Source organism: Paenibacillus doosanensis, assembly GCF_025060755.1.
Classification (GTDB): domain Bacteria; phylum Bacillota; class Bacilli; order Paenibacillales; family NBRC-103111; genus Paenibacillus_S; species Paenibacillus_S doosanensis.
Genome location: NZ_JANYUY010000023.1, coordinates 18102 through 42406 on the forward strand (window position 1 = coordinate 18102; position 24305 = coordinate 42406).

The 24305-nt window shown below is 55.7% G+C and carries 22 protein-coding genes, 1 pseudogene and 2 riboswitches; of the genes and pseudogenes, 8 read left to right on the forward strand and 15 right to left on the reverse strand.

The features are described from left to right. Positions 1-151 precede the first annotated feature (151 nt). From katA to N0M98_RS17390, 3 genes are all read right to left on the reverse strand, one after another. The gene (gene katA / locus N0M98_RS17380) at positions 152-1612 is read right to left on the reverse strand and encodes a catalase KatA (protein ID WP_259618658.1); all 1461 of its coding nucleotides are present in this window, start codon (positions 1610-1612) and stop codon (positions 152-154) included. Positions 1613-1944: 332 nt separating this feature from the next. After that, complete coding sequence (locus tag N0M98_RS17385; RefSeq protein ID WP_259618659.1) at positions 1945-3402, reverse strand: MDR family MFS transporter; 1458 nt, start codon at positions 3400-3402, stop codon at positions 1945-1947. A 150-nt stretch (positions 3403-3552) separates the two neighbouring features. Beyond that, positions 3553-4080 carry a CcdC protein domain-containing protein gene (locus N0M98_RS17390; RefSeq protein ID WP_259618660.1) on the reverse strand — a complete coding sequence of 176 codons (528 nt, stop codon included), beginning with the start codon at positions 4078-4080 and terminating at the stop codon, positions 3553-3555. Between the two features lie 212 nt (positions 4081-4292). Here N0M98_RS17390 and N0M98_RS17395 point away from each other — a divergent pair, with 212 nt between their 5' ends. Then, positions 4293-5462: a sensor histidine kinase gene (locus N0M98_RS17395; RefSeq protein ID WP_259618661.1), complete on the forward strand. Its 1170-nt coding sequence runs from the start codon at positions 4293-4295 to the stop codon at positions 5460-5462. 18 nt (positions 5463-5480) lie between these two features. Beyond that, the gene (locus N0M98_RS17400) at positions 5481-6164 is read left to right on the forward strand and encodes a response regulator transcription factor (protein ID WP_259618662.1); all 684 of its coding nucleotides are present in this window, start codon (positions 5481-5483) and stop codon (positions 6162-6164) included. Here the strand turns inward: N0M98_RS17400 and N0M98_RS17405 are convergent. The 6 genes and pseudogenes from N0M98_RS17405 to eno all read right to left on the reverse strand — a co-directional run. After that, positions 6165-6350 (reverse strand): annotated as a pseudogene (locus N0M98_RS17405) (dihydroxy-acid dehydratase); the annotation flags it as partial. 31 nt (positions 6351-6381) lie between these two features. Further along, entirely contained in the window at positions 6382-7038 is a 657-nt protein-coding gene (locus tag N0M98_RS17410) for a DUF190 domain-containing protein (protein WP_249863684.1), read from the reverse strand. A 6-nt stretch (positions 7039-7044) separates the two neighbouring features. Then, entirely contained in the window at positions 7045-7413 is a 369-nt protein-coding gene (gene crcB, locus N0M98_RS17415; RefSeq protein ID WP_249863685.1) for a fluoride efflux transporter CrcB, read from the reverse strand. Then, positions 7410-7814, reverse strand: a complete 405-nt coding sequence (crcB, locus tag N0M98_RS17420; RefSeq protein WP_249863686.1) for a fluoride efflux transporter CrcB — start codon at positions 7812-7814, stop codon at positions 7410-7412. Before crcB (N0M98_RS17420) ends, crcB (N0M98_RS17415) begins: the two co-directional genes overlap by 4 nt. 86 nt (positions 7815-7900) lie before the next feature. Then, a complete protein-coding gene (gene glnA / locus N0M98_RS17425; protein WP_259618663.1) occupies positions 7901-9238 on the reverse strand; it encodes a type I glutamate--ammonia ligase in 1338 nt (445 codons plus the stop codon). A 91-nt stretch (positions 9239-9329) separates the two neighbouring features. After that, complete coding sequence (eno, locus tag N0M98_RS17430; RefSeq protein ID WP_259618664.1) at positions 9330-10574, reverse strand: phosphopyruvate hydratase; 1245 nt, start codon at positions 10572-10574, stop codon at positions 9330-9332. Positions 10575-10774: 200 nt separating this feature from the next. After that, positions 10775-10835: riboswitch (Fluoride riboswitch) on the reverse strand. A gap of 91 nt (positions 10836-10926) precedes the next feature. Then, positions 10927-10987: riboswitch (Fluoride riboswitch) on the forward strand. Positions 10988-11064: 77 nt separating this feature from the next. On the opposite strand from eno, the gene N0M98_RS17435 reads away from it, so the two are divergent. From N0M98_RS17435 to N0M98_RS17450, 4 genes are all read left to right on the forward strand, one after another. Beyond that, entirely contained in the window at positions 11065-11613 is a 549-nt protein-coding gene (locus tag N0M98_RS17435) for a manganese efflux pump MntP (protein WP_259618665.1), read from the forward strand. A 25-nt stretch (positions 11614-11638) separates the two neighbouring features. Beyond that, entirely contained in the window at positions 11639-12268 is a 630-nt protein-coding gene (locus N0M98_RS17440; protein WP_249863690.1) for a YitT family protein, read from the forward strand. Positions 12269-12366: 98 nt separating this feature from the next. Then, a complete protein-coding gene (locus N0M98_RS17445; RefSeq protein WP_249863691.1) occupies positions 12367-12546 on the forward strand; it encodes a hypothetical protein in 180 nt (59 codons plus the stop codon). A gap of 217 nt (positions 12547-12763) precedes the next feature. Further along, a complete protein-coding gene (locus N0M98_RS17450) occupies positions 12764-13990 on the forward strand; it encodes a helix-turn-helix domain-containing protein (protein ID WP_259618666.1) in 1227 nt (408 codons plus the stop codon). 73 nt (positions 13991-14063) lie between these two features. Here N0M98_RS17450 and N0M98_RS17455 read toward each other — a convergent pair whose 3' ends face one another. The 3 genes from N0M98_RS17455 to N0M98_RS17465 form a co-directional block, all read right to left on the reverse strand. Beyond that, positions 14064-15428 carry a glycoside-pentoside-hexuronide (GPH):cation symporter gene (locus N0M98_RS17455; protein WP_259618667.1) on the reverse strand — a complete coding sequence of 455 codons (1365 nt, stop codon included), beginning with the start codon at positions 15426-15428 and terminating at the stop codon, positions 14064-14066. 29 nt (positions 15429-15457) lie between these two features. Next, positions 15458-16942: a sulfatase family protein gene (locus tag N0M98_RS17460; RefSeq protein WP_259618668.1), complete on the reverse strand. Its 1485-nt coding sequence runs from the start codon at positions 16940-16942 to the stop codon at positions 15458-15460. A gap of 152 nt (positions 16943-17094) precedes the next feature. Next, the gene (locus N0M98_RS17465) at positions 17095-17979 is read right to left on the reverse strand and encodes a DMT family transporter (protein ID WP_249863695.1); all 885 of its coding nucleotides are present in this window, start codon (positions 17977-17979) and stop codon (positions 17095-17097) included. Positions 17980-18118: 139 nt separating this feature from the next. On the opposite strand from N0M98_RS17465, the gene N0M98_RS17470 reads away from it, so the two are divergent. Continuing rightward, positions 18119-18982: a LysR family transcriptional regulator gene (locus N0M98_RS17470; protein ID WP_259618669.1), complete on the forward strand. Its 864-nt coding sequence runs from the start codon at positions 18119-18121 to the stop codon at positions 18980-18982. A 151-nt stretch (positions 18983-19133) separates the two neighbouring features. Here N0M98_RS17470 and N0M98_RS17475 read toward each other — a convergent pair whose 3' ends face one another. Then, a complete protein-coding gene (locus N0M98_RS17475; protein WP_259618670.1) occupies positions 19134-19874 on the reverse strand; it encodes an SDR family NAD(P)-dependent oxidoreductase in 741 nt (246 codons plus the stop codon). Between the two features lie 261 nt (positions 19875-20135). Between N0M98_RS17475 and N0M98_RS17480 the strand changes: the two genes are divergently transcribed. Continuing rightward, positions 20136-21038 (forward strand): LysR family transcriptional regulator, encoded by a 903-nt coding sequence (locus N0M98_RS17480; protein ID WP_259618671.1) that lies wholly within the window; start codon positions 20136-20138, stop codon positions 21036-21038. Positions 21039-21251: 213 nt separating this feature from the next. Here the strand turns inward: N0M98_RS17480 and N0M98_RS17485 are convergent, their stop codons facing one another. Both N0M98_RS17485 and N0M98_RS17490 read right to left on the reverse strand, forming a co-directional pair. After that, positions 21252-22385 carry a glycoside hydrolase family 88 protein gene (locus tag N0M98_RS17485; RefSeq protein WP_249863699.1) on the reverse strand — a complete coding sequence of 378 codons (1134 nt, stop codon included), beginning with the start codon at positions 22383-22385 and terminating at the stop codon, positions 21252-21254. Between the two features lie 20 nt (positions 22386-22405). Continuing rightward, a complete protein-coding gene (locus tag N0M98_RS17490) occupies positions 22406-24262 on the reverse strand; it encodes a heparinase II/III family protein (protein WP_259618672.1) in 1857 nt (618 codons plus the stop codon). Positions 24263-24305 lie beyond the last annotated feature (43 nt).

Here is a 24305-nt window from a genome sequence, read left to right on the forward strand (position 1 = left end):
CGCCGTTCTGGGAATGGGTCAAGCCTCATTCTGCTAACGCTTTCAATATTCATCCTATGAGTTTGCCGTCAAAACGATGCCGATGGATGCCCGATTTCCGCGAAACATGCAAACAGGCGGCTGAGCCGCCCGTTCATACATGCCCTCTCTTTTAGGAGTCGGTGTCGGGCGTCTTCAAGCCCAGCCCTTCCGCTACGCGCCGCCCGTACTCCGGATCGGCCTTGCAGAAGTGAGCGATTTGCCGCAGCTTGATCTCATCGCCCTCCACCGGCTTCATCGCCGCTACGATCGTATCGACGAGACGGGTTCGTTCTTCGCCGCTTAACAGTCGGTATAAATCGCCCGGCTGCGTATAGTGATCGTGATGGTCGTAGGCTGCGCTGTCGGCCTCGCCCGTCACTTCAAAGGCCGCCGGCTTGTTCTCCGGCGTTTCGGCCGGTCCGCCGAAGCTGTTCGGTTCGTAATAGACGGAGCTTCCTCCGTTGCCGTCATGGCGCATTTGTCCGTCCCGCTGATAGTTGTTTACGCCGCTCAGCGGCCGGTTGATCGGCAGGCTCTGGTGGTTCGCCCCCACCCGATACCGGTGCGCGTCGTGATAAGCGAACAGCCGGCCCTGCAGCATCTTATCCGGCGACACGTCGATGCCCGGAACGAGAGTGCCCGGCGAGAAGGTCGCCTGCTCGACCTCGGCGAAATAATTGTCCGGATTGCGGTTTAGCACCATTCTCCCGACTTCGATTAACGGATAGTCTTTCTGCGACCACACTTTGGTCACATCGAACGGATCGAACCGGTATGTGTCGGCATCCTCCAGCGGCATGATCTGCACACAGAGCTTCCACGAAGGATAGTCTCCCGCCTCGATCGCGTTGAACAGCTCCTCCGTATGGTAATCCGGATTGTCCGCAGCCAGCTGCGCGGCAACGTCGGGAGCCAAATTGCGGATGCCCTGCTCGGTTTTAAAATGATATTTCACCCACACGCCTTCGCCCTCGGCGTTGACCCATTTGAACGTATGGCTGCCGAAGCCGTGCATATGCCGGTACGTGGCCGGAATACCGCGGTCGGACATCAGAATCGTCACCTGATGCAGAGATTCCGGAGACAGCGACCAGAAATCCCATACGGCCGTCGGATTTTTCAAATGCGTTTGCGGATGGCGCTTCTGCGTATGAATGAAGTCCGGGAATTTGATGGCGTCGCGGATGAAGAAGACCGGCGTATTATTGCCTACCAGGTCGTAGTTGCCTTCCTCCGTATAGAACTTTACGGCGAATCCGCGCGGATCGCGGACCGTATCCGCCGAGCCGCTCTCCCCCGCCACCGTCGAGAAGCGCACGAACAGAGGCGTTTGTTTGCCTACCTCCGACAAAAAGTTCGCCTTCGTATACTGCGTCACATCGCGGGTCACCTCGAAATACCCGTGGGCCCCGGCGCCCTTGGCGTGCACGACGCGCTCAGGCACCCGCTCCCGGTTGAAATGCGCCAGCTTCTCCAGCAGATGTACGTCCTGAATCAGCGTCGGACCGCGGGCTCCGGCGGTCATCGAGTTCTGATTGTCTCCTACCGGCGCTCCCCAGCCCGTCGTAAGCTTGTTCTTGCCGTTGCTCATCCTAAAACCACCTCGTTTTGGCAAAATGGAAAAACAGGTTTCTGCAAAGCGAATGCACTGCCGCCGTATCCGCGCAAACTCCGCCCGGCTTCCGGCAAGCCGATTATGTAAAATGCGCTACTACCAATCTATTCACCCGACAGCCCGTTCATTCGCTCCCGGTTGTACTGCGGCGAACGGTTTGGCCGCGCGTCATCGGGCGACTAGGGGCTTCCCCCCGGTTCAACGGCGCCGCGACGAGGGCCAGCTTGCCTCCGCGTGCAAAAAAAATAAGGCGAGGTCGGCCGCATCGTCTGCGGTCAAACCTCACCTTATTTTCGCAGCCTCATCGATTATGCGGCCGCTTCTTCCGTCCCCTCCTCCCGCTTCGACAGCACTTCCTTCTTCAAAAACCAGCAGATGAAGAAGGCGGCGATTACGAAGACGAGCGAAATCGAGAACATATTTTGGAACGCATGGGTGAAAGCCGTCTTGATCTGTTCCACCACATCGGCGGAAAGCCCGGCGGGAATCCCGCCCGTTTCGATATGATCGGCCGTACCGGGCGGCAGCTGATCGCTCAGCTGCTCGACGCCGGTTTTAATATGCCGGGACAGCAGGCTGCCGAATACGCTTAATCCGATCGTAGCTCCGAGCGACTGGAACAGCTGTACGGTGGAAAGCGCTATGCCGCTGTCTTTTTTGTCCACCGATTCCTGCACGATCAGATTGTCGCCGCCGAATAATGCGCCGAGACCGACGCCAAGAATAAAGAAGCTGACGACGATAAACAAGACGGTCGTGCTCACATGAATTTGCGTCAGCAAGAAAAATCCGATGATCGGCAGCACGAAAGAGCCGATAAATAAGTTTCGGTAAGCGACCTTCGTAATCAGGAAGCCGTTGACGATGCTCGACGGAATCGCCCCGGCCATAAAAGCGAGCGTCATATAGCCGGAAGCGGTCGGCGTCAGCCCCATCACATTTTGCGCGAAAAACGGGAACGAAGCGATGCTCCCCATCATGCCGAGCATAAGAATAAAGACCAGCGCGGACAATACGACGACATTCCGGTTCGCAAACAGATGCAGCGGAATGATCGGCTCCTTTGCTTTCGCTTCGATCCGGACGAGCAGAACGATCATAAGGGCCGAGAACGCAAGCAGGCCAAGAACGATCGGGGACGACCAGGAATATCCTTGGTTGTCGACCAAGACCGGAGCGAGCAGCAGCGACATTAACGCCGCAATGAGCGCGGTCGCTCCGGCCCAATCGATCGATTTCTTCCCTTCGCCTCGCGTTTCTGTGAGTCCCATAGCCAGTACCGCAGCGGCGAGCAGACCGACGGGAATATTGATCAGGAATACCCAATGCCAGCTGACATGGCTGACAAGGTAGCCTCCGACCGTAGGACCTAGCAGCTGAGGCAAAATCATCAGCGGCCCGAAGAGACTCTGAATTTTGGCCCGCTGCTCCAGCGGATACGTCTCGCCGATGATAACCAGCGCAAGCGGCATCAGTCCTCCGGCGCCGATGCCTTGGATTCCGCGGCCGAGCAGCAGGAAGGTCATCGACGGGGCCAGCCCGCTGACGATCGAGCCCCCGATAAACAGCGCCATGCAGGCCAGATAAACGCGTTTGCGTCCGTACAAATCGGCCAGCTTGCCCAAAATCGGCATGAACATGGTTACGGCGAGCATGTAAATGCCGGCAACCCAGCCATATAAGGATAATCCGTGAAGCTCGCGGATAATCGTCGGCATAGCGGTGGATACGATAGTTTCGTCCAGCTCTGCGAATATGAGTCCCAATAGTAAACCGGTTAGGACCAGAGCTTTATTGTTTTTCCTTTCGATGGGAAGTCACCTCAATCAATAATGGATTATCCCCAGACTACGATATAAATATAAACTGAATATAAACGAAGGATGATATTTCCTTTGAGGCTCTACTGCTTCCGGTTACGCCCGCGATGCCGCATATTTTTGCTTGCGCAGCAAAATCAGGTTGTAGGCGATATAATAAGCGAACATAATAAGCATGAAACCCGACGTCCAGCCGCCGCTCATTTGCCGCAGGCTGTCCATCATGCCTCCTCCCTGCTGCAGACCGCCGGATTGACTCATCGCGTACATCCCGTAAACACGGTAAGCGAGACGTCCCAGGAAGAGCGCAGTAACGACGCTCCCAATCCAAATGTTAGTCCGGTAAAACAAGTCGGCGCCGCGCCGCTCGAACCGGGTCATCTCCGCTCCGTAGTACGCGAGGACAACCCCTATCATCAATCCGATCCCGTCCGAAACGATGCTGACGAGATGAAGAGCGCCCTGCGCGAGGAAAATAAGACCGATGACGCTTAATATAACCGTAACCGTCCGCATTTTCCCCGGATTGAGCTGCTGCCAGCCTATCGTACGGCGAACCCGCTGAACGATTCTATACACAATAAAAATACATACCGCTGCTATAATCAAAGCTTGCAATGACATGATGTTACGCCCCCTTGAAATGTCGATTCATGTCTTCTATGTTACCTTCTGCACCTGCTTTGATCGACTAACTGCAGATAGATCTTGACAACGGCGCTTCTCTATCTGCAGATAGATTTTGCGATAAAAACGCTGCGGCGGATTGAAATTTATCGTTTTGCGAGGCACAATGAAGTGGCGTACTCGGCTTAGCATACAAGGGAGGAGTCACGATGAATTACGCTGCCTACGGCAAGCCGGCGGCCGGCTCCGCCGTATTGTTTTTTCTAATGAACGCCAATCGCTTATTTCAAGGCGAGCCGCTTCAAACGGCATTGAATCTCGTCGTATGGGCGAGCTTCACCGTCATCCTGTTTATTCCCAAGACGCGCCGGACCAAATCGCTGACGACCGCCGCTCTAGGCATCGTGCTGCTGGAGACGGCAGTCGGACTGATCTGGTTTCAGGAAATCAAGCTGATTTATTTCGTAGCCATTCTGCTGTTCGCCGCGGCCGTGCGCCTGTCCTTATCCCGAACCCAGGCTCCCGCCGTGATGGTTGTGCTCGTTACCGCCGCCATCTACGCCCGCTTCGGGCGCGATGACTTATTCAGCATTATTTCCTTCATTTTCTTTGCGGCCGTGCTTTATTTCTTCATACGAAGCCGCATGCAGCGCAACCAGATGAATGAAATGAACAAACGCCATCTGGCGGAGCTTCAGGATGCGTACGACCAATTGCAGCAGGCGTCCGCTACGGCGATGCAGTACGCGGTGCTGGAGGAGCGGACGCGGATCGCCCGAGACATTCACGATGCCGTCGGTCATAGCCTGACGTCGTTAATCGTTCAGCTGCAGGCTTTGCGCTATATGGTCAAAGACGATCCGCAGCGGGCCGGGGAATCGCTCGATGGTATGCTGAGCGTAGCCCGGCAAGGTCTGCAAGATATCCGCACGTCCGTTCACGCTCTTGCGGATAACCGCTCCGTCCCCGGGATTACGGCGCTGAAATCGCTGCTCGCCCGCATGGAGGCTACCGCTTCGATCCGGTATGCGCTCCATACCGATCTGACCGACGAGGATATGCCGGCGGAAGGATACGAGACCTTGTTCAGGGTACTTCAGGAAGCGATCACCAACGTCATTCGCCATTCCCGCGCTACGAAGCTGGACGTCAGCCTGGTGAAAGAATCCGGCTGCCTCGTCATGACGATCCGGGATAACGGCATCGCGGAGGCCGACTGCGAAATCAGAGAAGGATACGGCTTGCGAACGATGAAAACGCGGCTGACGGAGCAGGGCGGGAGTCTTCAGATCGCTGCGGCCGAACCGAGCGGTTTGAAGATTGTTGCAACGATTCCGTACGCCGCCGAACGGGACCGGGATGAGCAAGAACAAGAATAGAACAAGGAGGGATGAATCATGACGCTTGAAGATCGGCTGCCAAGCAAAATTAAAGTACTGCTCGCCGACGACCAGACGATGATTCGCCAAGGCTTCGGTTATGTCATCGGCTTGCAGGCCGACATGCAGCTCGTAGGGGAAGCTTCGGATGGACGGGAAGCGGTGGAACGAACGGCCGAGCTCAGACCGGACGTCGTCCTAATGGATATTCAAATGCCGCGGATGTCGGGGATTGAAGCGATCCAACAAATTATGAGCCGCTGGCCGGAGACGAAAACCGTCATTCTGACGACTTTCGACGATCAGGAGTACATTTATCAAGGTATTCGCGCTGGGGCAGTCGGTTATTTACTGAAAGATGCGGACGTGGAAGAGATGCTCGCGGCCATACGCTCCGCCTTTCGCGGAGAGGCCATCTACAAGACGGGACTGGCCGCTAACGCGCTGCTCCGGGTGGCGGCCTCCGGCCCGGCGATGACCGGAGCCGACACCAAGCCGCCGATGCTGGAGCCGCTAACCGACCGCGAACAGCAAATCTTGCAAGAAATGGCTTACGGGCTGCGCAACGATCAAATTGCCCAAAAGCTCGTCATTGCGGAAGGCACCGTCAAATCCCACGTGCATCGGATTTTGCAGAAGTTCGGCTGCGAGGACCGTACGCAAGTGGTGGTCGCCGCGCTGCGCGGCGGCATGGTGGATTGATCAAATCTTCAAAACGCCGCCGGTGCTTGCGGAAGTGACGAGCTTCGAATACCGGGCCAAATAACCGTCCTTAACCTTCGGCTCGAATCCGTTCCAGCTGGCGCGGCGGCGCTCCATTTCCTCATCCGATACCAAGAGCTCGATGCTCCGCCGGACAAGATCGATCTCGAGCATGTCTCCGCCTTCCGCCGTCTTTCTAAAAAAAACGATTCAGAATTTAGCGATCCGCATCTACTTGAACGGGGATCGCGATGACCAAGCCATCCTGTACTTGTTCCTTCAGCTTGGGCAGCAAGCCGCGGATCACCTCCGCTTTGCCGACCGATTCAATGACGACCGGCACATTCGAGGAGAAGGAAAAGAGGGATTGCTTGTGAATGACATGATCTTTGCCGAACCCTTCAATCCCCCGCATTACGATGGACCAGATGAGCTCATGTTCGCGAAACAGCCCTAAGATATCTTCATAATTTGCCGTTTTGAGCCCGTGAGTTTGTTCCTTCAAGTATACTTTCAGCATGAGATGCGCCTGATCGTCCATCGGTACATCCTCCTCCAGAATACGAATCGCTTGCATCGTAACGATTTCTCCGTGCGGTATCTTCTTTTTCAATTCGGGCAGCATGGCTTCGATCCGTTCCTTGTCGTCGACAGCCTCGATGACGATAGGCAAATTATTGAATGCGATGTCTTCGAGAACGACGGCCCTATATTCGTTGTCTTCCCCGATTCCTTCATCCGTTCGTATGACGGTAGCGCCGGAAATCCCGTGATTCCACAAGGTCTGCACAATTTCCTTGTACAGAAACTCCCATTCGCTGTCCCCCTCTTCGAACTCTCCGATAACGATCCGAAGCAATGCCGAATTTGCCATGCTCACTCACCCTTTCATTGTCATTCCGACCGAAATTCCCGCATACGCAAGAAGCAGTCCGAGCACATAGCTGGCCGCAACATAGATCAGCAGCGCTTTCCATTCCTTATTTCTAACTAACTGGATGTTTTCGACGTTGAAGGTGGAGAATGTAGTGTAAGCCCCCATAAACCCCGTTCCGATCAGCAAATAGACGGCGTCTCCCCATGCGGCTCCGGCCAGCAGTCCTAGCAAAAACGATCCGGATAAATTGATCAACAGCGTAGCCCGCGGCAGTATAGCCGGATAACGCTTATTGAACCACGTGCTGAACCCGTACCGGGCGCACGCCCCCAAAAAACCTCCGATAGCGACAAGAAGCAAGTTGATTGTCATGACGGCTGCACTCCTTTGGATTTCCGGCGCAGCTGGATCTGGAAGATTTCATAACCGGCCCAAGCAAAAACCAGGCCACCGATGAAGCTCGACATGACATAGAGCAGAGCGCTTCCCCACAACTCGGCATGGATCAGGTTGACGGTCTCCACACTAAACGTGGAAAAAGTCGTAAACGCACCGACAAACCCCGTTCCAAATCCTAAACGGAGCCATGAAGGCAAGCTCGCCAACGACGCTGCCCAGGTGGAAAACCAGCCCAACATCAAGCATCCGAGCAAATTGATGATCAGCGTCCCGAACGGAAAAGGAGACGGCCACCAGCCGTGAATCCACAATCCCATGAGATAACGCAGCAGAGCGCCTGCGGCTCCGAATAAACCTACTGCAATGATATTCATCTTTTCGATTCCCTCTTTTATCCAGTGGCTTCCATTATGAAGACAACTCCCGCCTTAACGGACAGGAATTGTCTTCTGCATGTCAATTAATACAGTGTAAGATATTGATCGCGCTCCCAGGCGTGAACATGCGTACGGAAAATATCCCATTCGATCTCTTTCAATTCAAGGAAGTGGCTCAGTGCATGCTCGCCAAGAGCATCGCAGACGACTTCGCTGCGTCTCAGCTCGTTCAGCGCTTCCTCCAGGGAAGCGGGGAGGCTCGGAATCCCTTCCTGCTCGCGCTCCTCCTCCGACATCACATAAATGTTGCGGTCCGTCGCTTGAGGCAGCTTCATCTTATGTTTAATGCCGTCCAGTCCCGCTTTCAGCATAACGGCCATAGCCAGGTACGGATTGGCGGCAGGGTCCGGATTGCGCACTTCGACCCGTGTCCCTAAGCCTCTGGATGCGGGAATGCGGATCATCGGGCTGCGGTTGCTCGCCGACCAAGCGACATAGCAAGGCGCTTCATATCCGGGAACGAGTCGTTTGTACGAATTGACGGTCGGATTCGTAATCGCTGCGAAAGCGCGGGCATGCCGCAAAATTCCGGCCATGTAATGACGGGCCGTCGCGCTTAAGCCCAGGCCGTCGCTCTCGTCGTAAAAGGCGTTATGCTGGCCGTTGAACAGCGATTGATGGCAGTGCATTCCCGATCCGTTAACGCCGAACAGCGGCTTGGGCATGAAGGTGGCATGCAGGCCGTGCTGTCTGGCGATCGTCTTGACGACGAGCTTGAACGTTTGAATCTGATCCGCCGCGGTCACCGCATCGGCATATTTAAAATCGATTTCATGCTGACCCGGGGCCACCTCGTGGTGAGACGCCTCGATTTCAAATCCCATTTCCTCCAACGTTAAGACGATGTCTCTGCGGCAGTTTTCTCCTAAATCCGTAGGAGCCAGGTCAAAGTATCCTCCCTGATCGTTCAGTTCGAGCGTCGGGTTCCCGTGCGAATCCGTTTTAAATAAGAAAAACTCCGGCTCCGGGCCGACATTCATCGAATCGAATCCCATATCGTGCGCTTCCGTCAAGCAGCGCTTCAGTATCCCCCGCGGATCTCCGGCAAACGGCGTGCCGTCGGGCATGTAAACATCGCAAATGAGTCTGCCCACCTTGCCGTCCGTCACCCACGGAAAAATAACCCATGTATTCAGATCCGGATATAAGTACATATCCGACTCTTCAATCCGCACATAGCCTTCTATGGAGGAACCGTCGAACATGATCTTGTTGTCCAGCGCTTTTTCCAGCTGGCTCACGGGAATTTCCACATTTTTAATCGTCCCCAGCAAATCGGTGAACTGCAAGCGAATGAAACGAACGTGTTGTTCTTGAGCAATGCGCAAAATATCTTCTTTAGAAAAATGACGGTTTGACATACAGTCTCTTCCTCTCCGCGTCTTATTTTATATTTATTCGTTCAAACGGCTTTTTCCATGTATGGCTTGGATAGACAGCTTGCCGTAAGGTTTATCTATGGCCGTACAGCTCTTCTTCGATACGGATCAGCTGGTTGTATTTGCTCAGCCGTTCGCTTCGGGACAAAGCGCCCGTTTTCATCTGACCCGCGTTGGTCGCGACAGCCAAATCAGAAATAAACGTATCCTCGGTTTCCCCGGAGCGATGCGAAATCATGATGCCGTAACCGGCTTCTTTGGCCATTTGGATCGTTTTCAGCGTTTCGCTGACCGTGCCGATTTGATTCAGCTTGATTAATATGGCGTTCCCGATCTTTTGCGCGATGCCTTCGGCAAAGATTTGCGGATTGGTGACGAAGATATCGTCTCCTACCAGTTGAATGCGCCCTCCCAGTCTTTCGGTCAGAAGCTTCCAGCCCGCCCAATCATGCTCCGACAAGCCGTCCTCGATCGATATAATCGGGTATTTGTCAACCAGCGATTCGTAATACTGAATCATTTGAGCGGAATCCATGACTTTGCCTTCAAAATGATAGGCTCCTTCTTTGTAAAACTCGCTTGCGGCCGGGTCCAGCGCAATGGCAATATGTTCGCCCGCCTTATATCCGGACTGCTCGATCGCCTGCACGATGCATTGAATCGCCTCTTCGCTGGAAGCCAAACGGGGGGCGAAGCCTCCTTCGTCGCCTACGGAAGTCACCAGTCCCTTGCTTTTCAAAATCGATTTCAAGGTATGGTACACTTCCGCGCCGAAGCGGATTCCTTCCGCTACAGTGGGAGCGCCTACCGGAACGATCATAAATTCCTGGATCGCGATATTCGAGTCGGCATGGGCGCCGCCATTGATAATGTTCATGCAGGGCCGCGGCAGCTTGCCTCCTTGCGCTCCGCCAAGATAACGGAATAGCGATACGCCCTGCACCGCAGCGGCCGCGCGCGCCGCCGCCATAGAAACGCCCAGGATCGCATTCGCGCCCAGTCTGCTTTTGTTCGCGGTGCCGTCAAGCTCCAGCATGATGCGGTCAAGCTCCGCCTGGTTCAATACCGACCGCCCCTTTAACGCCGCGGCAATGTCGCGCTCGACATGGGCAACGGCCTGCCTCACTCCCTTGCCTGCGAATCGTTTCGGGTCCCCGTCGCGAAGCTCCACGGCCTCCCGTTCCCCCGTCGACGCGCCGGAAGGTACGGCGGCACGGCCGATCGCTCCTTCTTCCGTTATGACGTCCACTTCTACGGTCGGATTTCCTCTTGAATCCAAAATTTCCCTTGCCCGCAATTCTTTGATGATTCCTTTCATTGCAGTCACCTCCGGATAGTCATTGAAAATATATAGAACGTGTCTTTTCATGGTTGCCTGCCGTAGATTCGATTCACGCTGTATGAACGGTTCCGGAAATAAAGGCATATGAAACATTTCGGTAAGGAAAAGTATTAGACACGGGTTCCGCGGATAGGCGTTTTCGGACAAAAAAATAGACTCCTACCAACGACAAAAACACGTTGGTAGGAGTCATTAGCCCGAAGGCGGTTAATGGCGAACTCCATCGCCTATTCATTGATGTTATTTTACCTTACGCGGCATTCTTTCGTCAACTGAAATTTTAACTTGCCCGGCTCGAATGTTTTTTAAAGACAAGCATATAATGGAACAAACTATAGGCGATGGAGTTCGCCGTAACCGCCTCTTAGGCTGATGACTCCTACCAGCGTGTTCACGTTGGTAGGAGTCTGTTTTTTTTCGGTTATACAATCTTCGCCTGCGGCGGAAAAGGAGATGGATGGATTACATGGAACAAAGCAGCTTTCTATCGCTTCTCATTCTTGCACTCGCAATGGGAATGGATGCCTTCTCGTTGGGACTCGGCTTCGGCATGATGAGACTGCACTGGAAAAAAATATCCGAGATCAGCGCAGCGGTCGGCGTCTTCCACCTGTTGATGCCGCTGATCGGCATCGGGATCGGCATGTATGTCAAGATGTTTGTCGGCAGCTTCGTCATAAGAATCGGAGCGCTGCTCTTAATCGGGCTGGGACTCATGATCGTATATCATTCCGTCTCGAACCGAAATACACGCTGTGCCCCTCTTATTCCTCTGCACGGATGGCGAATCCTTGTATTTGCGCTGGGAGCCAGCATCGACGCTTTATCGGCGGGGCTCGGGCTCGGGATGCTCAATCTCGATATTTGGCTGACGGTCACTTTAATCGGTCTCAGCGGAGCTTTGCTTACGGCCGCCGGATTATTTCTCGGGCAGCATTTCAGAGGTATTTTCGGCGAATATGCGGAAACCGCGGGCGGCGTTATTTTAATCGCATTCGGACTTCGGTGGTTTTGACAAAACATTCAAGGAGGGGACGATCGTGATCGCCAAATTATTCGCCATACTGCTCGGCTCCTTCCTGCTGTCCGTCGGCATTAATTTTTTCCTTATCCCTCATAAGCTTCTGGACGGCGGATTTATCGGCATCGCCTTGCTTTTTAATTATTTGCTGGATTATCACGTAGGCTGGACCAACCTGGTCTGCAGCATTCCCGTTTATATTTACGCCTGGTTCCGCCGCCGCTCCTACTTTTACAACAGTGTCCTCGGGCTGCTTGTCTCTTCCCTTGCTCTCGACATGCTCCGATATTTGGAGCAAGCGGGCATCGGCAGTCATATGGACCCTTTATTTTGTTCGATTGCCGGAGGCGTGCTGGTCGGCGCCGGTTCGGGCCTCATGCTTCGGCACAAAATAAGCACGGAAGGCTCCGATCTTCTCGGCTTGTTCTTATCGGAGTTCTTCTCGATCAACGTAGGCATTGCCGTTCTATTTATCGATGCATTAATTATCGGCCTTCAAGCATTCATTCTTAGCGATGACCCGCTCCTTCTGTCTGCGATTATGATTATGGCCGTGAGTGTCGTCACCGGCTTGTTTACCTTCGACGCTTCCGCGTTCGAACGTTCGGATTGGCGCCCCCTCCCTCTGCCGCCCAAGCGCAATAAATAAAGCCCTATTGTGAAGCCGTTGATCTTTACGGATTTGACGTTCATGCACCATCGTTCATTGGGCCGTATACAATGGAAAAAAAAGGAGGTGAACCGGAATTGCCGGAAATGAAAACTAATTTGCCGCCAGATCAATATAAAATATATTTATATTTTCTGGATAGAATGGATCACGCCGATACCAAAGAAGAAGTCGAGCTGTATTTCGACAAGGCAATGGAAATCATCGCTCAAGCCAATTCCCGCTACAAACGATTGAGTCATGATCATGACTTATGATAAAAAAACGGAGTACTCAGCGAGCGCGGAGCGTCCGACATCCAGGGCCTTCGGACGACTCCCGCCTCCCGTCCCTGCCTCCCCGATCACCCGGAGCGAACCCGGTATGAACGCTGCAAAAGATTGCGGCTGCGCTCCGCCGATTTGGTATAATGGAATCGAACGAATTGCGTATCGATCCATCCGCCATTAGCACGAAGGAGGCCGTCCCACCGCCATGAACCCCATGTTTAATATCACCGAATTGCAAACGATATGCAGGCTGTTTTACGCCGCTGTCGGCCTGCCCGTCCATTATCTTCACCCTGCGGAAGGTGTGTCGTTTCATTATCCCGAGCAGCAGACACTGCAATTTCCCGGAGGCGGGGATGACGGCGAAACGCTTCTCGGCCCGGCCAAGCCGACGGATAAGCCGGCGATGCTCACGCTGAACGGCATCGAATATTATGCGACCCTGCCGCATGAGCCGGACGGCGGCCTGTTCGTACTCGGTCCCGTTACATTCCGGGAAGCGACGGACGATATAATTTCCGGGTTATTGAACGATTACAATCAGAGCTTTAAAAACCGCGGCGAATGGATGCGCCATTTTCAGACGGTCCCCTTGATGCGCAAAGAACAGCTGCAGCACGCCTGCCAATTATTTTATTATGTATTGTATAAAATCGAGCTGCGGCCCGAACATATTGCGGACGTATCCTGGAGTGAGGACGGCGGCGCGAAAGTAAGCGACAATGTCGATCTCGCCTTAATCCATCAACGGGACAAGCTGCTGCTCCACCCCGACCTCCAGTACGAGCGGACGCTAATGCAGTTGATCCGCGAGGGACAGACAGAACAGCTGCGCAAGCAAATCGCCGCCCATCCCCAGCAGCCCGCCGTACTGGCGAAGAAAAGCCTGGTGCGCAACGCCAAAAACTTCTCGATCTGCTCGGTCACCCTAGCTACGCGGGCGGCGATCGACGGCGGGTTGAACAGCGAGGTGGCGCGGACGATGAGCGATATTTATATACAGCAAATCGAGGAGCTGACGACGGTCACCGAGGTGATCAAAAAACGCAACGAGATGTTCGCGGAATTTGCCGGCCGGGTCAAGCAGGTGCGGGAAGCCTCCTACTCCAAAACGGTGCTGACCTGCATCAACTATATTTTCAATCATCTGTACGAAGACATTACGCTTGCCGGTCTCGCCGGTATGGCCGGTCTGCATCCCAACTATTTATCCCAGCTGTTCAAAAAAGAACTCGGCCTGTCCGTCAGCGAATATATACAGAAGGAAAAAGTCGAGGAAGCCAAAAAGCTGCTGCGGCTCAGCTCCCTGACCTTGGCGGAAATTTGCTCGCGCCTTAACTTCAACGATCAAAGCTATTTCACCAAGGTGTTCAAAAAGTACGCCCATGCGACGCCGAAGCAATACCGCTCCCGGCTTTCTCCCGAATCGTGATGCGGCAGACAAAAGAGGCTCTCCGCCCCCGCGGCTGAATATATCAGACCGTGAGCGTAAAAGCCTCTTGGGGCTAAGACAGCGTCGTTGTTCTCGCCTCGATTTCGCTGACGTACCGCTTGAACGTTTTGTCGTCCAGCTTGTAGAAGGCGAGTACGGCGATACCGATGATCGAGCCGGCGATCGGGATCACGGTGACCATCACCAGAATGCCATGAAGCGCTCCGGCGGTTTGCGCCGCATTGGGCACATACCCGATGGCCGTCAGTATCGCGCCCGATATTTTCGAGCCGACCGCCTGCGACAGCAGCTGCACGAAGATAAAGGCCGAATAGATCGTGCCTTCGGAACGGACTCCGGTGCGCCACGTGCCGTATTCGATCGTGTCGGGCACCATCGCCCAGAGCAGCGGAATCGTCAGGCCGAAGCCGAGATAGCTGACGCCTCCGAAGAAGAAGATCGACTCCATGCTTGAATGCAGCATGTAGAAGCCTGCAAGGCCGACGATCACGATCGTCTGGCTGATGATGCCGACATTGCGCTTGCCCCACTTGGCTACCAGCAGCGGATTGAGCAGAATGCCGATAATTTGGATCGTGAAGCCGACAAGCGAGTACACCGAGAACAGATCCGCATTGCCGACGTTATATTTAAAAAAATACAGCGACGCGGCGTTTTTCGTAGACAAGGACAGCGTGTTCACCAAAATAAACAACAGCAGCCACAGCAAATATTTGTTCAGCAGCACCGTCTTCAGCTGATTCGACAGCGTCAGCTGCGGCGCACTTTCTCCCCCTGCTTGCGGCTTCACAGGAGGCCGGTGCCCGACCCCGCGGGTGCCGAAAAAAGTAATCAGCATCGTGATCACAAGAACGGCCCCGTACATCGTATATACCGCGTGGAAACCGCCGGCTTCCGTGGAGAACGAGTGAATCATCGGCAAGGTGGCGCTGCTGACGATCAGTCCGCCGAATTGGCCGAGGAACACCTTGATCGAGGAAATGCGGGAGCGGGCGTAGTAATCGTCCGACATCGCCGCAAGCGTCGAGCTGTACGGAATGTTAATAATCGAATAGATGACGTTGAACAGAATGTACGTAATGTAGGCGTACACGATTTTACCGGATGCGTCCGTACTCGGAACGGAGAACACAAGCAGCCCGATAACGGCCAAAGGCACGCAGCCGAACAAAAAATACGGACGGAATTTCCCCCAGCGCGTGTTCGTCCGGTCGACCAGCACACCCATCAGCGGATTGGTCACCAGATTGACCAGCTGCGCCACGAACATCAGAGTGCCCGCCGCTGCCGCGGTAATGCCCATATTGTCGGTATAGAAATAGAGCAGATAGGTGGAGATGGAGCTGAAAAACAAATTAAGCCCGAAATTGCCGGATGCGTAACTGAACACCTGCTTATAGTTCAATCGGCTGGCCATGATGATGTCCCCTTTGCCATGAAATCGGTCTATTTCAAAATAAACATGCCCATGTTGCTGTCACGGGGAACGATGTCCGATGTTTCGATATACCATTCGAGCATCCTCTGCTCCAGCTGCCGCCGGATATCGGCGTAGGAAGCATCGTCATATACGTTGTGCAGCTCGCCGGGATCGCTTTGCAAGTCGTACAGCTCGCTTGCGTCATCGGTCCGCTTCACCAGCTTATACTGCATCGTTCTTAGCATCGTAGCGCGGCATACGCTATCCGGATGCTCCTGCTGCTGCCTGGCCTTGGGCCAATAAAAGCTGTCCGGATTGTTCGCGAACCAGGCGTCCCGAACCGGATCGCCTTCAAAGCAGTGCGGCTCCCGCTTGTTATAGCCTCCGTCGGCAAACACCGCCCGCTCCGGATCGCCGGCCGCTCCGAACAGCTGCGGGACGAGGGAGACGGCGAAATGGTCGTGCTCCGCCCGCGTGCCGGCCAGCTCCAGCATCGTCGGCATAATGTCGAACAGCTCCACCTGTTCGCGGACGACATGCCCCTTGCGGTTGCCCGGAGCTCGCACGATAAGGGGCACGCGGGTCAGACAATCCTCCATCGCGTTAGGCCATTTCTCCACCAATCCGTAATCCCCGGCATAGTCGCCGTGATCCGACGACACGATCACGGTCGTATTATCTTCCCATCCGTGAGAAGAAAGCGCCTCCATTAACCGCCCGAATTGATCGTCCACATAGCTGATCATTCCCAAATAAATCGCTTGAATCTTGCGCAGCGTATCGTCGGTAATCCGGTCCAGCCTGCGGTAAGAACGGATCAGCTCATGATACGACGGTTTGTCCGGCAGCCCGGACGGCTTCAGCGGGGCCAGCGCTTCCGGATCGTACATGCTGTAGTAAGGCTCCGGCACGACGTACGGGGCATGCGGCAGCAGCGTCGGCAGGAACAGGACGAACGGCTTCTCGCGCGCTTCGTCCGATTGCAGGAAGCGGATCGCCTTCTCCACGCTCAGCTCGGTCTCCGTAGGCTCCTCCCCTCCCTCGGAATGCGGCTTCAGCAAAAAGCTGTAAAACCGTTCATCGTCCGGATCAAACGGATTCTCGGAGCGGAACTCGCCGCGCATCGATCTCTCCAGTTCTTCCCTGGTCTGATACGCTTCGTCTCCCAATATTTCCTCCAAATATTCGTTGCAGTACGTATGATTTTTGCCGAACCATTTTATCTGATAACCGGCTTGCTTCAAATAACGGAACAGGCTCGGCTCATGCGGCCGCAGCAAATGCCATAGCGTCCGGTGCCCGGACACATGCGGGTACAGTCCGGTCATCAGGCTGCAGCGGGACGGCGAGCAGACGGTATTTTGCACATGGCATTGATCGAACCGCACTCCCTCTGCGGCTAGATTATCCAGATGCGGGGTCTTGACTAACGGGTGACCGTAGCAGCCAATACTTTCCGCCCGCATTTCGTCCGGGAAAAAAAACACAAAGTTCATATGCTGTTGTGACATTAGAATCATTCCTTTCCATTCGTTTATTCGATTAACCGCTTTCATCAAGTTTACGCTCTCATCTTAATCAAAACCGTTTTGAATTTATGGTATTATTCTAATATTTTTGGAATCGATTCTTTGTTATTTTTCTCCACCGGCAAAAAAAGCCGTCACTTTGCCGGACGCTGCGGCAAAATGCGGCTTGTTGAGCGAACTTCCCAATTGACCAGAAAAATCCCGAAGGCGATCCATGCCCCGCCCAGGCCGACGTACCAGCGGATGTTTTCTCCGAGCAGCAGCCAACTGGTGAGCACTCCGAATAACGGCGCGAGGAACAGAAACGAGCTCGTTTTGGCGGGATCGCCGCTTTGCAGCAGGTAAAACCAAACCGTAAACTGCACGATGGAGCAGATTACGACGAGCCACACCAGCACCGCGACCGATGTCACGGTCATCTCGAAATGCGGGCGCTCCGTCATAGTGCTAAGCAGAAGGAGCGCGATGCCTCCGGCCGCCATTTGATAGGCGGCAAGCACCGTCATATCGAAAGCGGCGCCCCAGCGTTTGATCAGCAGCGTGGCCGCGGCGAAACATACGGCTCCGGCGAAACAGATCAGCAGCCCGGGACGGAATTCGAAATGAAGTCCGAAGGTCAGAACGACGCCGATAAAGCCCGCCAGCACGCCGAGCCACTGTCTTCTGCGGTACGACGCGCCGGTGAAGAGCGTGCCGAGCACGATAACCAGCAGCGGGTTCATGAATGTAATGATCGCCGACTCGCTTGACGTCACCCAGCGCATGCTGTAGTAGACGCAGCCCATCACTCCGGCCGACTGAAAGAGGCCGATGACGGCGGCTCTGCCCCATTGCTTCATGCCGCGGGGCTGCGGCTTGCGGGCGGCGATCAGGGCGAGCAGCCCTCCGGCGAGCACGTAGCGAAGCCCCATTAGAAAAAACGGCGGCGCATAGTCCATCCCGATCTTGCCGACCGGAAACGCGATACCCATAATGAATGTGGTAAGAACGACCAATCCCACATATTTGTACTTGTTCATGCCGAATCCCTCCGTTGAAAAGAATGAGTTTATTGTAACGGAGGATGGATATTATGTATAATGATTGTTATAGATATTGAGTATCACGATTTGTGATACCAAAAAAAGCCGATGACCATGGAAAGAGGTGCGAATACGAATGGAAAGCGCCGACCTGCGCATATTTCAAATCGTGGCCCGCGAAGGGTCCGTCTCCAGAGCCGCCCAGCAATTAGGCTATGTTCAATCGAATGTGACCGCCCGGGTGCGGCATTTGGAATCCGAGCTCGGCACCGAGCTGTTCCAGCGCCACAACCGCGGGATGACGCTCTCAGCCAGCGGCAAGCTGCTGCTGAATTATGCCGACAAGATTGTCGGCCTGCTGGACGAAGCGGGCAAGGCGCTGTCATCCAAGACCGAGCCCGCCGGCCCTCTGATGATCGGTTCCACGCAAACCGCGGCAGCCGTAAGGCTGCCGAAGCTGTTAACCGCCTATTACGGGCATTACCCGAACGTGCTGCTGTCGCTCTCGACAGCGCCTACGGCGCAGCTGATCGAGAAGGTGCTGCGCTTCGAGCTCGACGGCGCCTTCATCGGATGCGAGTGCACCCATCCCGAGCTGCTGGCGATGCCCGCCTTCGAGGAGGAGCTCGTCATCGCATCGGCCGCTTCCGTCTTGAGCCTCGAAGAGGCGATGACGAAGCCGATCGTTACGCTCGGCGCCGGGTGCACATACCGCGAGCTTCTCGAGCAATGGCTGCGCGCCAACGATTTGACGCAATCGGTCATTATGGAATTCGGCACGCTGGAGGCAATCATCGGCGGCGTATCCGCGGGACTCGGCATTTCCCTGCTGCCGCAGGCCGTCATTGCCAAGCAGGAAGCGGAGGGCTCCTTGCGGGCGCATCCGTTCCCCGAGCCGCTGCGGCGGATGAAGACCGAATTCGTCATCCGCAAGGACTCCTTCGTCAGCAGCGCGCTGCGCGCTTTCATCGAGATGCTGCCGGAACCGGGCGCTTCCTGAGCCGAGCCGTCCGAATCGGCCGGTGCAGCGGGCGCTTTGGCCGCCTTGTCCCGCGCCGGCAAACGGCCCGCGGGCTGCCGGACGGCGCAGAACCATGCGCCGAGTTGAGGCAAGAGATCGCCAGCAGTCCGCGCCGCTGTCGGCACCGCCGTTACAGCGTTTGCCCGCTGTCCACCGTGATGATCTGGCCGGTCATCGCCGGCTGCTCCAGCGCCGAACATACGGCGAGTGCGATATCGCCCGGCTCCGCGATGCGCCGAAGCAGCAGCTTGCCGCCGAGCCGGCGCATCTGCTGCTCCCGCCCCTCCCACCAGCGGGTGGCGACGGCGCCCGGAGCCACGCAGCTTACCGTAATCTCCGGCGCAAGCGCGCGCGCCAACGATTTGGTCAGCCCATGCACCGCGGCTTTGGACACCGCGTAAGGCAGCGACGAGCCTGAGCCGCTCAGGCCGGCGATGCTGCCGACATTGACGATCGCCCCTTGCTTGCTCTGCTTCATCCACGGAGCGACCGCTCGCGCGCAGTAAAACATTCCTTTCACATTGACGTCGAACAGCTCGTCCCATACTTCCTCCGCCGCCGCCTCCAGATCGTCCAAAGGGATATGGCGCGTAACGCTCGCGTTATTCACGAGCAGATCGACCGTCCCCCATGTCCGCACAATGTGCTCCACCATCGAGCGCACCTTGGCATCGCACGAGACATCGGCTTGTATCGCTATGGCTCGGCCTCCTCCGCGGTTGATGATGTCCGCCGTTTCCTCCGCCTCCTCGCGGGAACGCGAATAATTGACGGCAACGGCCGCCCCCCGTTCGGCTAACGCCAGGCACGTCGCCCTCCCGATGCCGGTCCCTCCTCCGGTGACAAGCGCAATTTTCCGGCTCCAATCCATCTTGATCCTCTCCTCCAAACGATTTGTTATTGCATAATGCTACAATGTCAGTTTATCTCGGGTTAGACATTTTGTATAATTGAATTATATAAACAGTTCGTTCATTTTTTTTGAATATGTGTGCAGCGAAAAACAAACGGAGGGGCCATTTGAATCTGGAGAGGTGAGGCGTAGCGTTCGCCTTTGTCTCCGGATTTCAACCGGAAAATCAAATGGGCGCCGCAGCGAGCTTTTTCACCCATTTCTAAGGAGGATCGGCCGATGGATATCAAGACGCTGCGAACCTTTCAGCGGATCGCGGAATTAGGCAGCTTTCACCGGGCGGCCGAGGAAATGAATTATGCGCAATCTACCGTCACCATGCAGATGCAAAAGCTGGAATCCGATGTAGGCGCGCAGCTCATCGAGCGCGGCAAAAAACTCGCTCTGACTGAAGCGGGAAGGCTGTTCTACGAGCAAAGCAAAAGCATTGTCAAGCAAATGGAGCAGCTGCAATCGAGTATCGCCGATCTGCAGCTCGGCGAAGCCGGACACCTGCGCCTCGGGGTCGTCGAGCCTTGCGCCAGCTACCGTTTGCCCGCTGTGCTGCAGCGATTTGTCTCCGGCTGGCCGAACATCCGCGTATCCGTCGAAATAGCGAGTTCGCCGCAGCTATGCGAACGGGTCGCCCGGGGAGAGCTGGACCTGGCGCTTTGCTCCGCCCCGGAGCTCGGCTCCGAGCTGTATTACGAGCCGCTATACATCGAGCGGTTCGTCCTGCTCGTGCCGGAACGCCATCCTCTGGCAAGCAAGCCGTCCGTAACGCCCGCGGAGCTGCGCGAGCACCGGCTGCTGATTACATCGGCCGGCTGCCCTTATCGCCGCAAGCTGGACATTGCGCTGCAAGAAGCAGGAAGCGCGCCGCCGGACACGATGGAAATCGGCAGTATGGCCGCCCTGAAATATTATGTCCAAAGCGGCCTCGGCATCGCGCTCATTCCCCATTCCGCGCTGAATCCGCCGCCGGACGGAACCGCGATGCTCCCGCTGAACGGCCGCATGGCCGATATATCCTGCGGCCTCGCCTGCAAGGCGGCCAACTATCCGCTAGGACTGGCCGGCGGCCGCTTGTACCGCTTTCTGAGCCAAGAGCTGCGCGAACCGCAGCTTGACGAGCCTATATGACGGCTTCCCCGCCGCCCGTCCTGCGGCGTCTCGCCCAGCCGGCGGCCAAATCCTTGCCGAAAACCGGTACGTTAGCATCGAGAGGAAGCAGGATACGGGGTTCCGACCGCTGTCTAAAAAGAACAAAAACGGCTGCTCCCTCACAACGGGAAACAGCCGTTCCTTCAACTCTTTATTCGGTTTCGCACGGTTGATACAGCCGAACGCTTTTTTTTACCAGAACAGCTCCGTATTCCCTCTCAGCCTGCTCAAGCCTTCGACGAAGAAATAATCGCCGTAGATGAGCGGCACATCCATATTTTTTTGCTCCGGATAATGGCTTGTTCCATGCATAATCAAGCCTTCCTCCCGCTCGTCATCCCATGCGCCGTAATTGGCGTACAGCGAGTGCAGAATCGCTTCGCCCGCTCTGCGGTACGACGCCGCTTCCAGCGGATCGACTTGGTCCGCGATCAGCAGCAGCCCGCATGCCGCGCACGCTCCCGCTGAGGAATCGCGGTACTTCGCCACACCCTCGGGAAGGCGGAAATCCCAATGCGGCACATGATCCTCGGGCAGCTGCGAAATGAAGTAATGCGCCGCCCTCTTGGCCGCGTCCAAATAGCGGGCTTCCCCGGTGTACCGGTAGCTCAGCGCCATCCCGTAAATCGCCCATGCCGTGCCGCGGGACCAGCCGGACTCGGGGGCGTAGCCCTGCCCGCCCAGCGCTTCCGCCCGCTCTCCCGTCTCCGGATCGAAGCGTACGATATGGTAGACGGAGCCGTCCGGACGAATGAAGTTGGCAAGCACCGTATCCGCATGCTCCATCGCCAAATGCTTAAACCGAGGGTCGGCCAGCGTCTCGGAAGCCCAATACAAGAGAGGCAGGTTCATCATGCAGTCGATGATCGCCCAGCCGGCATTGTTCTCGCCTTCCCGCCACGGGTTCCACGCGCGGATGAAATTGCCCTTCACGTTGAAGCGGCCTGCGAGCAGCGTAGCCGCAAGCAGCGCGCGGCGCTTGGAATCCTCGGATTGCAGCAGCTTATAGCGGGCCACGCTGGTCAGCGTCCACATAAAGCCGATATCGTGATCCAGCTTGTAGTAATCCATAATGACCTGATCCAGCTGCTCCTCGCAGCGCTCGGCAAGCGCTTGGAAATGCTCGTCCTTGGTGTCCCGGTACAGCAGCCAGAGCAGGCCGGGCCAGAAACCGGCCGTCCACCAATAAGCGGGCTCCAGCACGTAGGCGCCGTTCACGCTGGCATGGGGAAATCCCGCTCCGATGCGCTCGCTCGTTCTCCCTACCTTCCTGACCGTCTGCTCCCAGGCCTTATCCGCCCATTCCTTCGTAGACTCGATACTCATTGCTTGATTCCCCCCATACATTAAGACTCAAAACGAAAACGGAATTGAACCGCGCATTCCCGCTTCGGATGCAGCAGCTTGAAATCGATGGCGTAGACGTCCCTGTCGATCCCGTAATGATCGGCAAAGGACAGCTTCACGATATGCGGCTGAAGCTCCTTGGCATCGTAATCGATAATAAGGCGCTGACCCGCGCCGGGAATCGTCAAGTCCTCGCCGGACACATCCGGTTCGGTCATCGTAATGAACCTCTCGACGATCTGCTCCGGTTCTTCGCCGAATACGTAGCTGTCTTCCATCGTCAGCACCGGCTGCTCTTGCTTATGCCAGAGGAAGCTTCGCTTCAGCTGACGCAGCCGCTCATCGCCGTAGGCGCCCGCCAGCTCCAGCTCCATCCGTTCCGTATCCGGAGCGACCGATACGCCGAGCACCTTCGCACGGTAACCGGCCCCTTCCCGCTGCGGCTTGCCGTCAATGATCGGCACGGAATGGCCCTCGGAAGCGTTGCACAAGTACGAATACCGCTCCGCGCCGAAATATTGCTGCGTGTACATGCCGCATCCGAGATCGGCCAGGAACGTCTCCCCGTCGGCATGCAGAATGAAATGGCCGAGATCGTTATGGTTATGCGGCTCCGCGTTATGCCCGCCCTTGGCGGCGAAGCAGAACGTGCCCCGCTCGTTCACATGCCGCGAAATAAGCCATTCGGCGTCTTCCAAATAATACGTCGCCGTGTCCCAAGGCTCCCCGGCCGCAGCCTTTTCCTCGCGGAACCAGACGATATTGCGCAGCGCCGTCGCCCAGCGGTAGCAATGATCTTCCGTATAGGTCGTGCGCAGCGGCAATTCCGGAATGGCGACATCCGGATAAATCCGGTTTAAATAATGCGTAAGCCCCATATGAATGTGAATATCGGGCATCGAGTCGGAGAAATTGACGACCTTCGTTCCGCTCATAAAGCATTTTTGCTGAAACAGCGCGATCTGGTGCACTTTCTCGCTCGCGAATAGGTTGACTGAGCCACCCGTCCGCTTCTTCAGCAAATCGGCGAAAAATACGAAGAAGCCAAAGCCGTAATACCAATAGCCGTATCCTTCCGTCGTCGCCCCGTCCGCCTCGAAGCCCTGCAAATAGCAGTCCATCGTCCGAAGGACGCGTTCGAGCACGGCGGCCAGCTCGTCCCCGTCGCCGATCAAATGCAGCGCAGCGGCGCCGATGGAGCCTGCGCATACCGACGCCCAGTTATGCGTAGCCGTCTCCCAATGAAACGGCTCGCCCTGCATATACGGCCAAAAAATGCGGCGGTACACTTCATGCTTCATTCGGTTGCGCAATAGCAGCGGCAGCCTGTCCTTCATCAGCGTTACAATCTCGCTCAGCGCAAAGCCGGTTTCCGCCGAAAACAAATCGATGACCTGAGCGTTGCCCTTCAGCCATCCGGACGGGTCGTTCAGCGAATATTCCGCCTCCGACACCGATTCCGACGCCGCCCCCACATGGGCCGGCAGGCACCAGGTATATTCGTCCAGAATCGACCATATCGTCTCCTGAAGCGCCGCCATATAATCTTCGCGTTCCGGCTCAAGCAAAGCCATGATCGCGAACGTATTCAGCCGCTTGCGCTTTTCGAAGTAGACGCGTTCGTATTCCAGCCTCGTGCCGCGTTCCTTGAATATGCTGAATAAACGATAAGATAAGACCGGAGCCTCCTGCGAGAGCAAAGCTTCCCCTTCCTTGCGCACTTCGTCGATCATGGGCCCATAGCCTTCCGCGTGCCGGACCCGCTTCCACCAGGAAGCCTGCTCCCCGGCTTGAAACAATAACGATTCCTTCTCTGCCGCATCCTGCAAGAACGGTTTCAATTGGTCGATGTTCATCGGTTTCCTCCGTAGTAGTTGGAATGATTATATCCATACTACC

What these genes read in the sequence shown, in the direction of transcription:
- glnA (WP_259618663.1), bottom strand. Translation starts at nt 9,238, where the DNA reads ATGTCAAACCGTCATTTTTCTAAAGAAGATATTTTGCGCATTGCTCAA.
- crcB (WP_249863686.1), bottom strand. Translation starts at nt 7,814, where the DNA reads ATGAATATCATTGCAGTAGGTTTATTCGGAGCCGCAGGCGCTCTGCTG.
- N0M98_RS17450 (WP_259618666.1), top strand. Translation starts at nt 12,764, where the DNA reads ATGAACCCCATGTTTAATATCACCGAATTGCAAACGATATGCAGGCTG.
- crcB (WP_249863685.1), bottom strand. Translation starts at nt 7,413, where the DNA reads ATGACAATCAACTTGCTTCTTGTCGCTATCGGAGGTTTTTTGGGGGCG.
- N0M98_RS17400 (WP_259618662.1), top strand. Translation starts at nt 5,481, where the DNA reads ATGACGCTTGAAGATCGGCTGCCAAGCAAAATTAAAGTACTGCTCGCC.
- N0M98_RS17460 (WP_259618668.1), bottom strand. Translation starts at nt 16,942, where the DNA reads ATGTCACAACAGCATATGAACTTTGTGTTTTTTTTCCCGGACGAAATG.
- katA (WP_259618658.1), bottom strand. Translation starts at nt 1,612, where the DNA reads ATGAGCAACGGCAAGAACAAGCTTACGACGGGCTGGGGAGCGCCGGTA.
- eno (WP_259618664.1), bottom strand. Translation starts at nt 10,574, where the DNA reads ATGAAAGGAATCATCAAAGAATTGCGGGCAAGGGAAATTTTGGATTCA.
- N0M98_RS17465 (WP_249863695.1), bottom strand. Translation starts at nt 17,979, where the DNA reads ATGAACAAGTACAAATATGTGGGATTGGTCGTTCTTACCACATTCATT.
- N0M98_RS17435 (WP_259618665.1), top strand. Translation starts at nt 11,065, where the DNA reads ATGGAACAAAGCAGCTTTCTATCGCTTCTCATTCTTGCACTCGCAATG.
- N0M98_RS17395 (WP_259618661.1), top strand. Translation starts at nt 4,293, where the DNA reads ATGAATTACGCTGCCTACGGCAAGCCGGCGGCCGGCTCCGCCGTATTG.
- N0M98_RS17455 (WP_259618667.1), bottom strand. Translation starts at nt 15,428, where the DNA reads ATGGCCAGCCGATTGAACTATAAGCAGGTGTTCAGTTACGCATCCGGC.
- N0M98_RS17480 (WP_259618671.1), top strand. Translation starts at nt 20,136, where the DNA reads ATGGATATCAAGACGCTGCGAACCTTTCAGCGGATCGCGGAATTAGGC.
- N0M98_RS17410 (WP_249863684.1), bottom strand. Translation starts at nt 7,038, where the DNA reads ATGGCAAATTCGGCATTGCTTCGGATCGTTATCGGAGAGTTCGAAGAG.
- N0M98_RS17490 (WP_259618672.1), bottom strand. Translation starts at nt 24,262, where the DNA reads ATGAACATCGACCAATTGAAACCGTTCTTGCAGGATGCGGCAGAGAAG.
- N0M98_RS17475 (WP_259618670.1), bottom strand. Translation starts at nt 19,874, where the DNA reads ATGGATTGGAGCCGGAAAATTGCGCTTGTCACCGGAGGAGGGACCGGC.
- N0M98_RS17485 (WP_249863699.1), bottom strand. Translation starts at nt 22,385, where the DNA reads ATGAGTATCGAGTCTACGAAGGAATGGGCGGATAAGGCCTGGGAGCAG.
- N0M98_RS17470 (WP_259618669.1), top strand. Translation starts at nt 18,119, where the DNA reads ATGGAAAGCGCCGACCTGCGCATATTTCAAATCGTGGCCCGCGAAGGG.
- N0M98_RS17390 (WP_259618660.1), bottom strand. Translation starts at nt 4,080, where the DNA reads ATGTCATTGCAAGCTTTGATTATAGCAGCGGTATGTATTTTTATTGTG.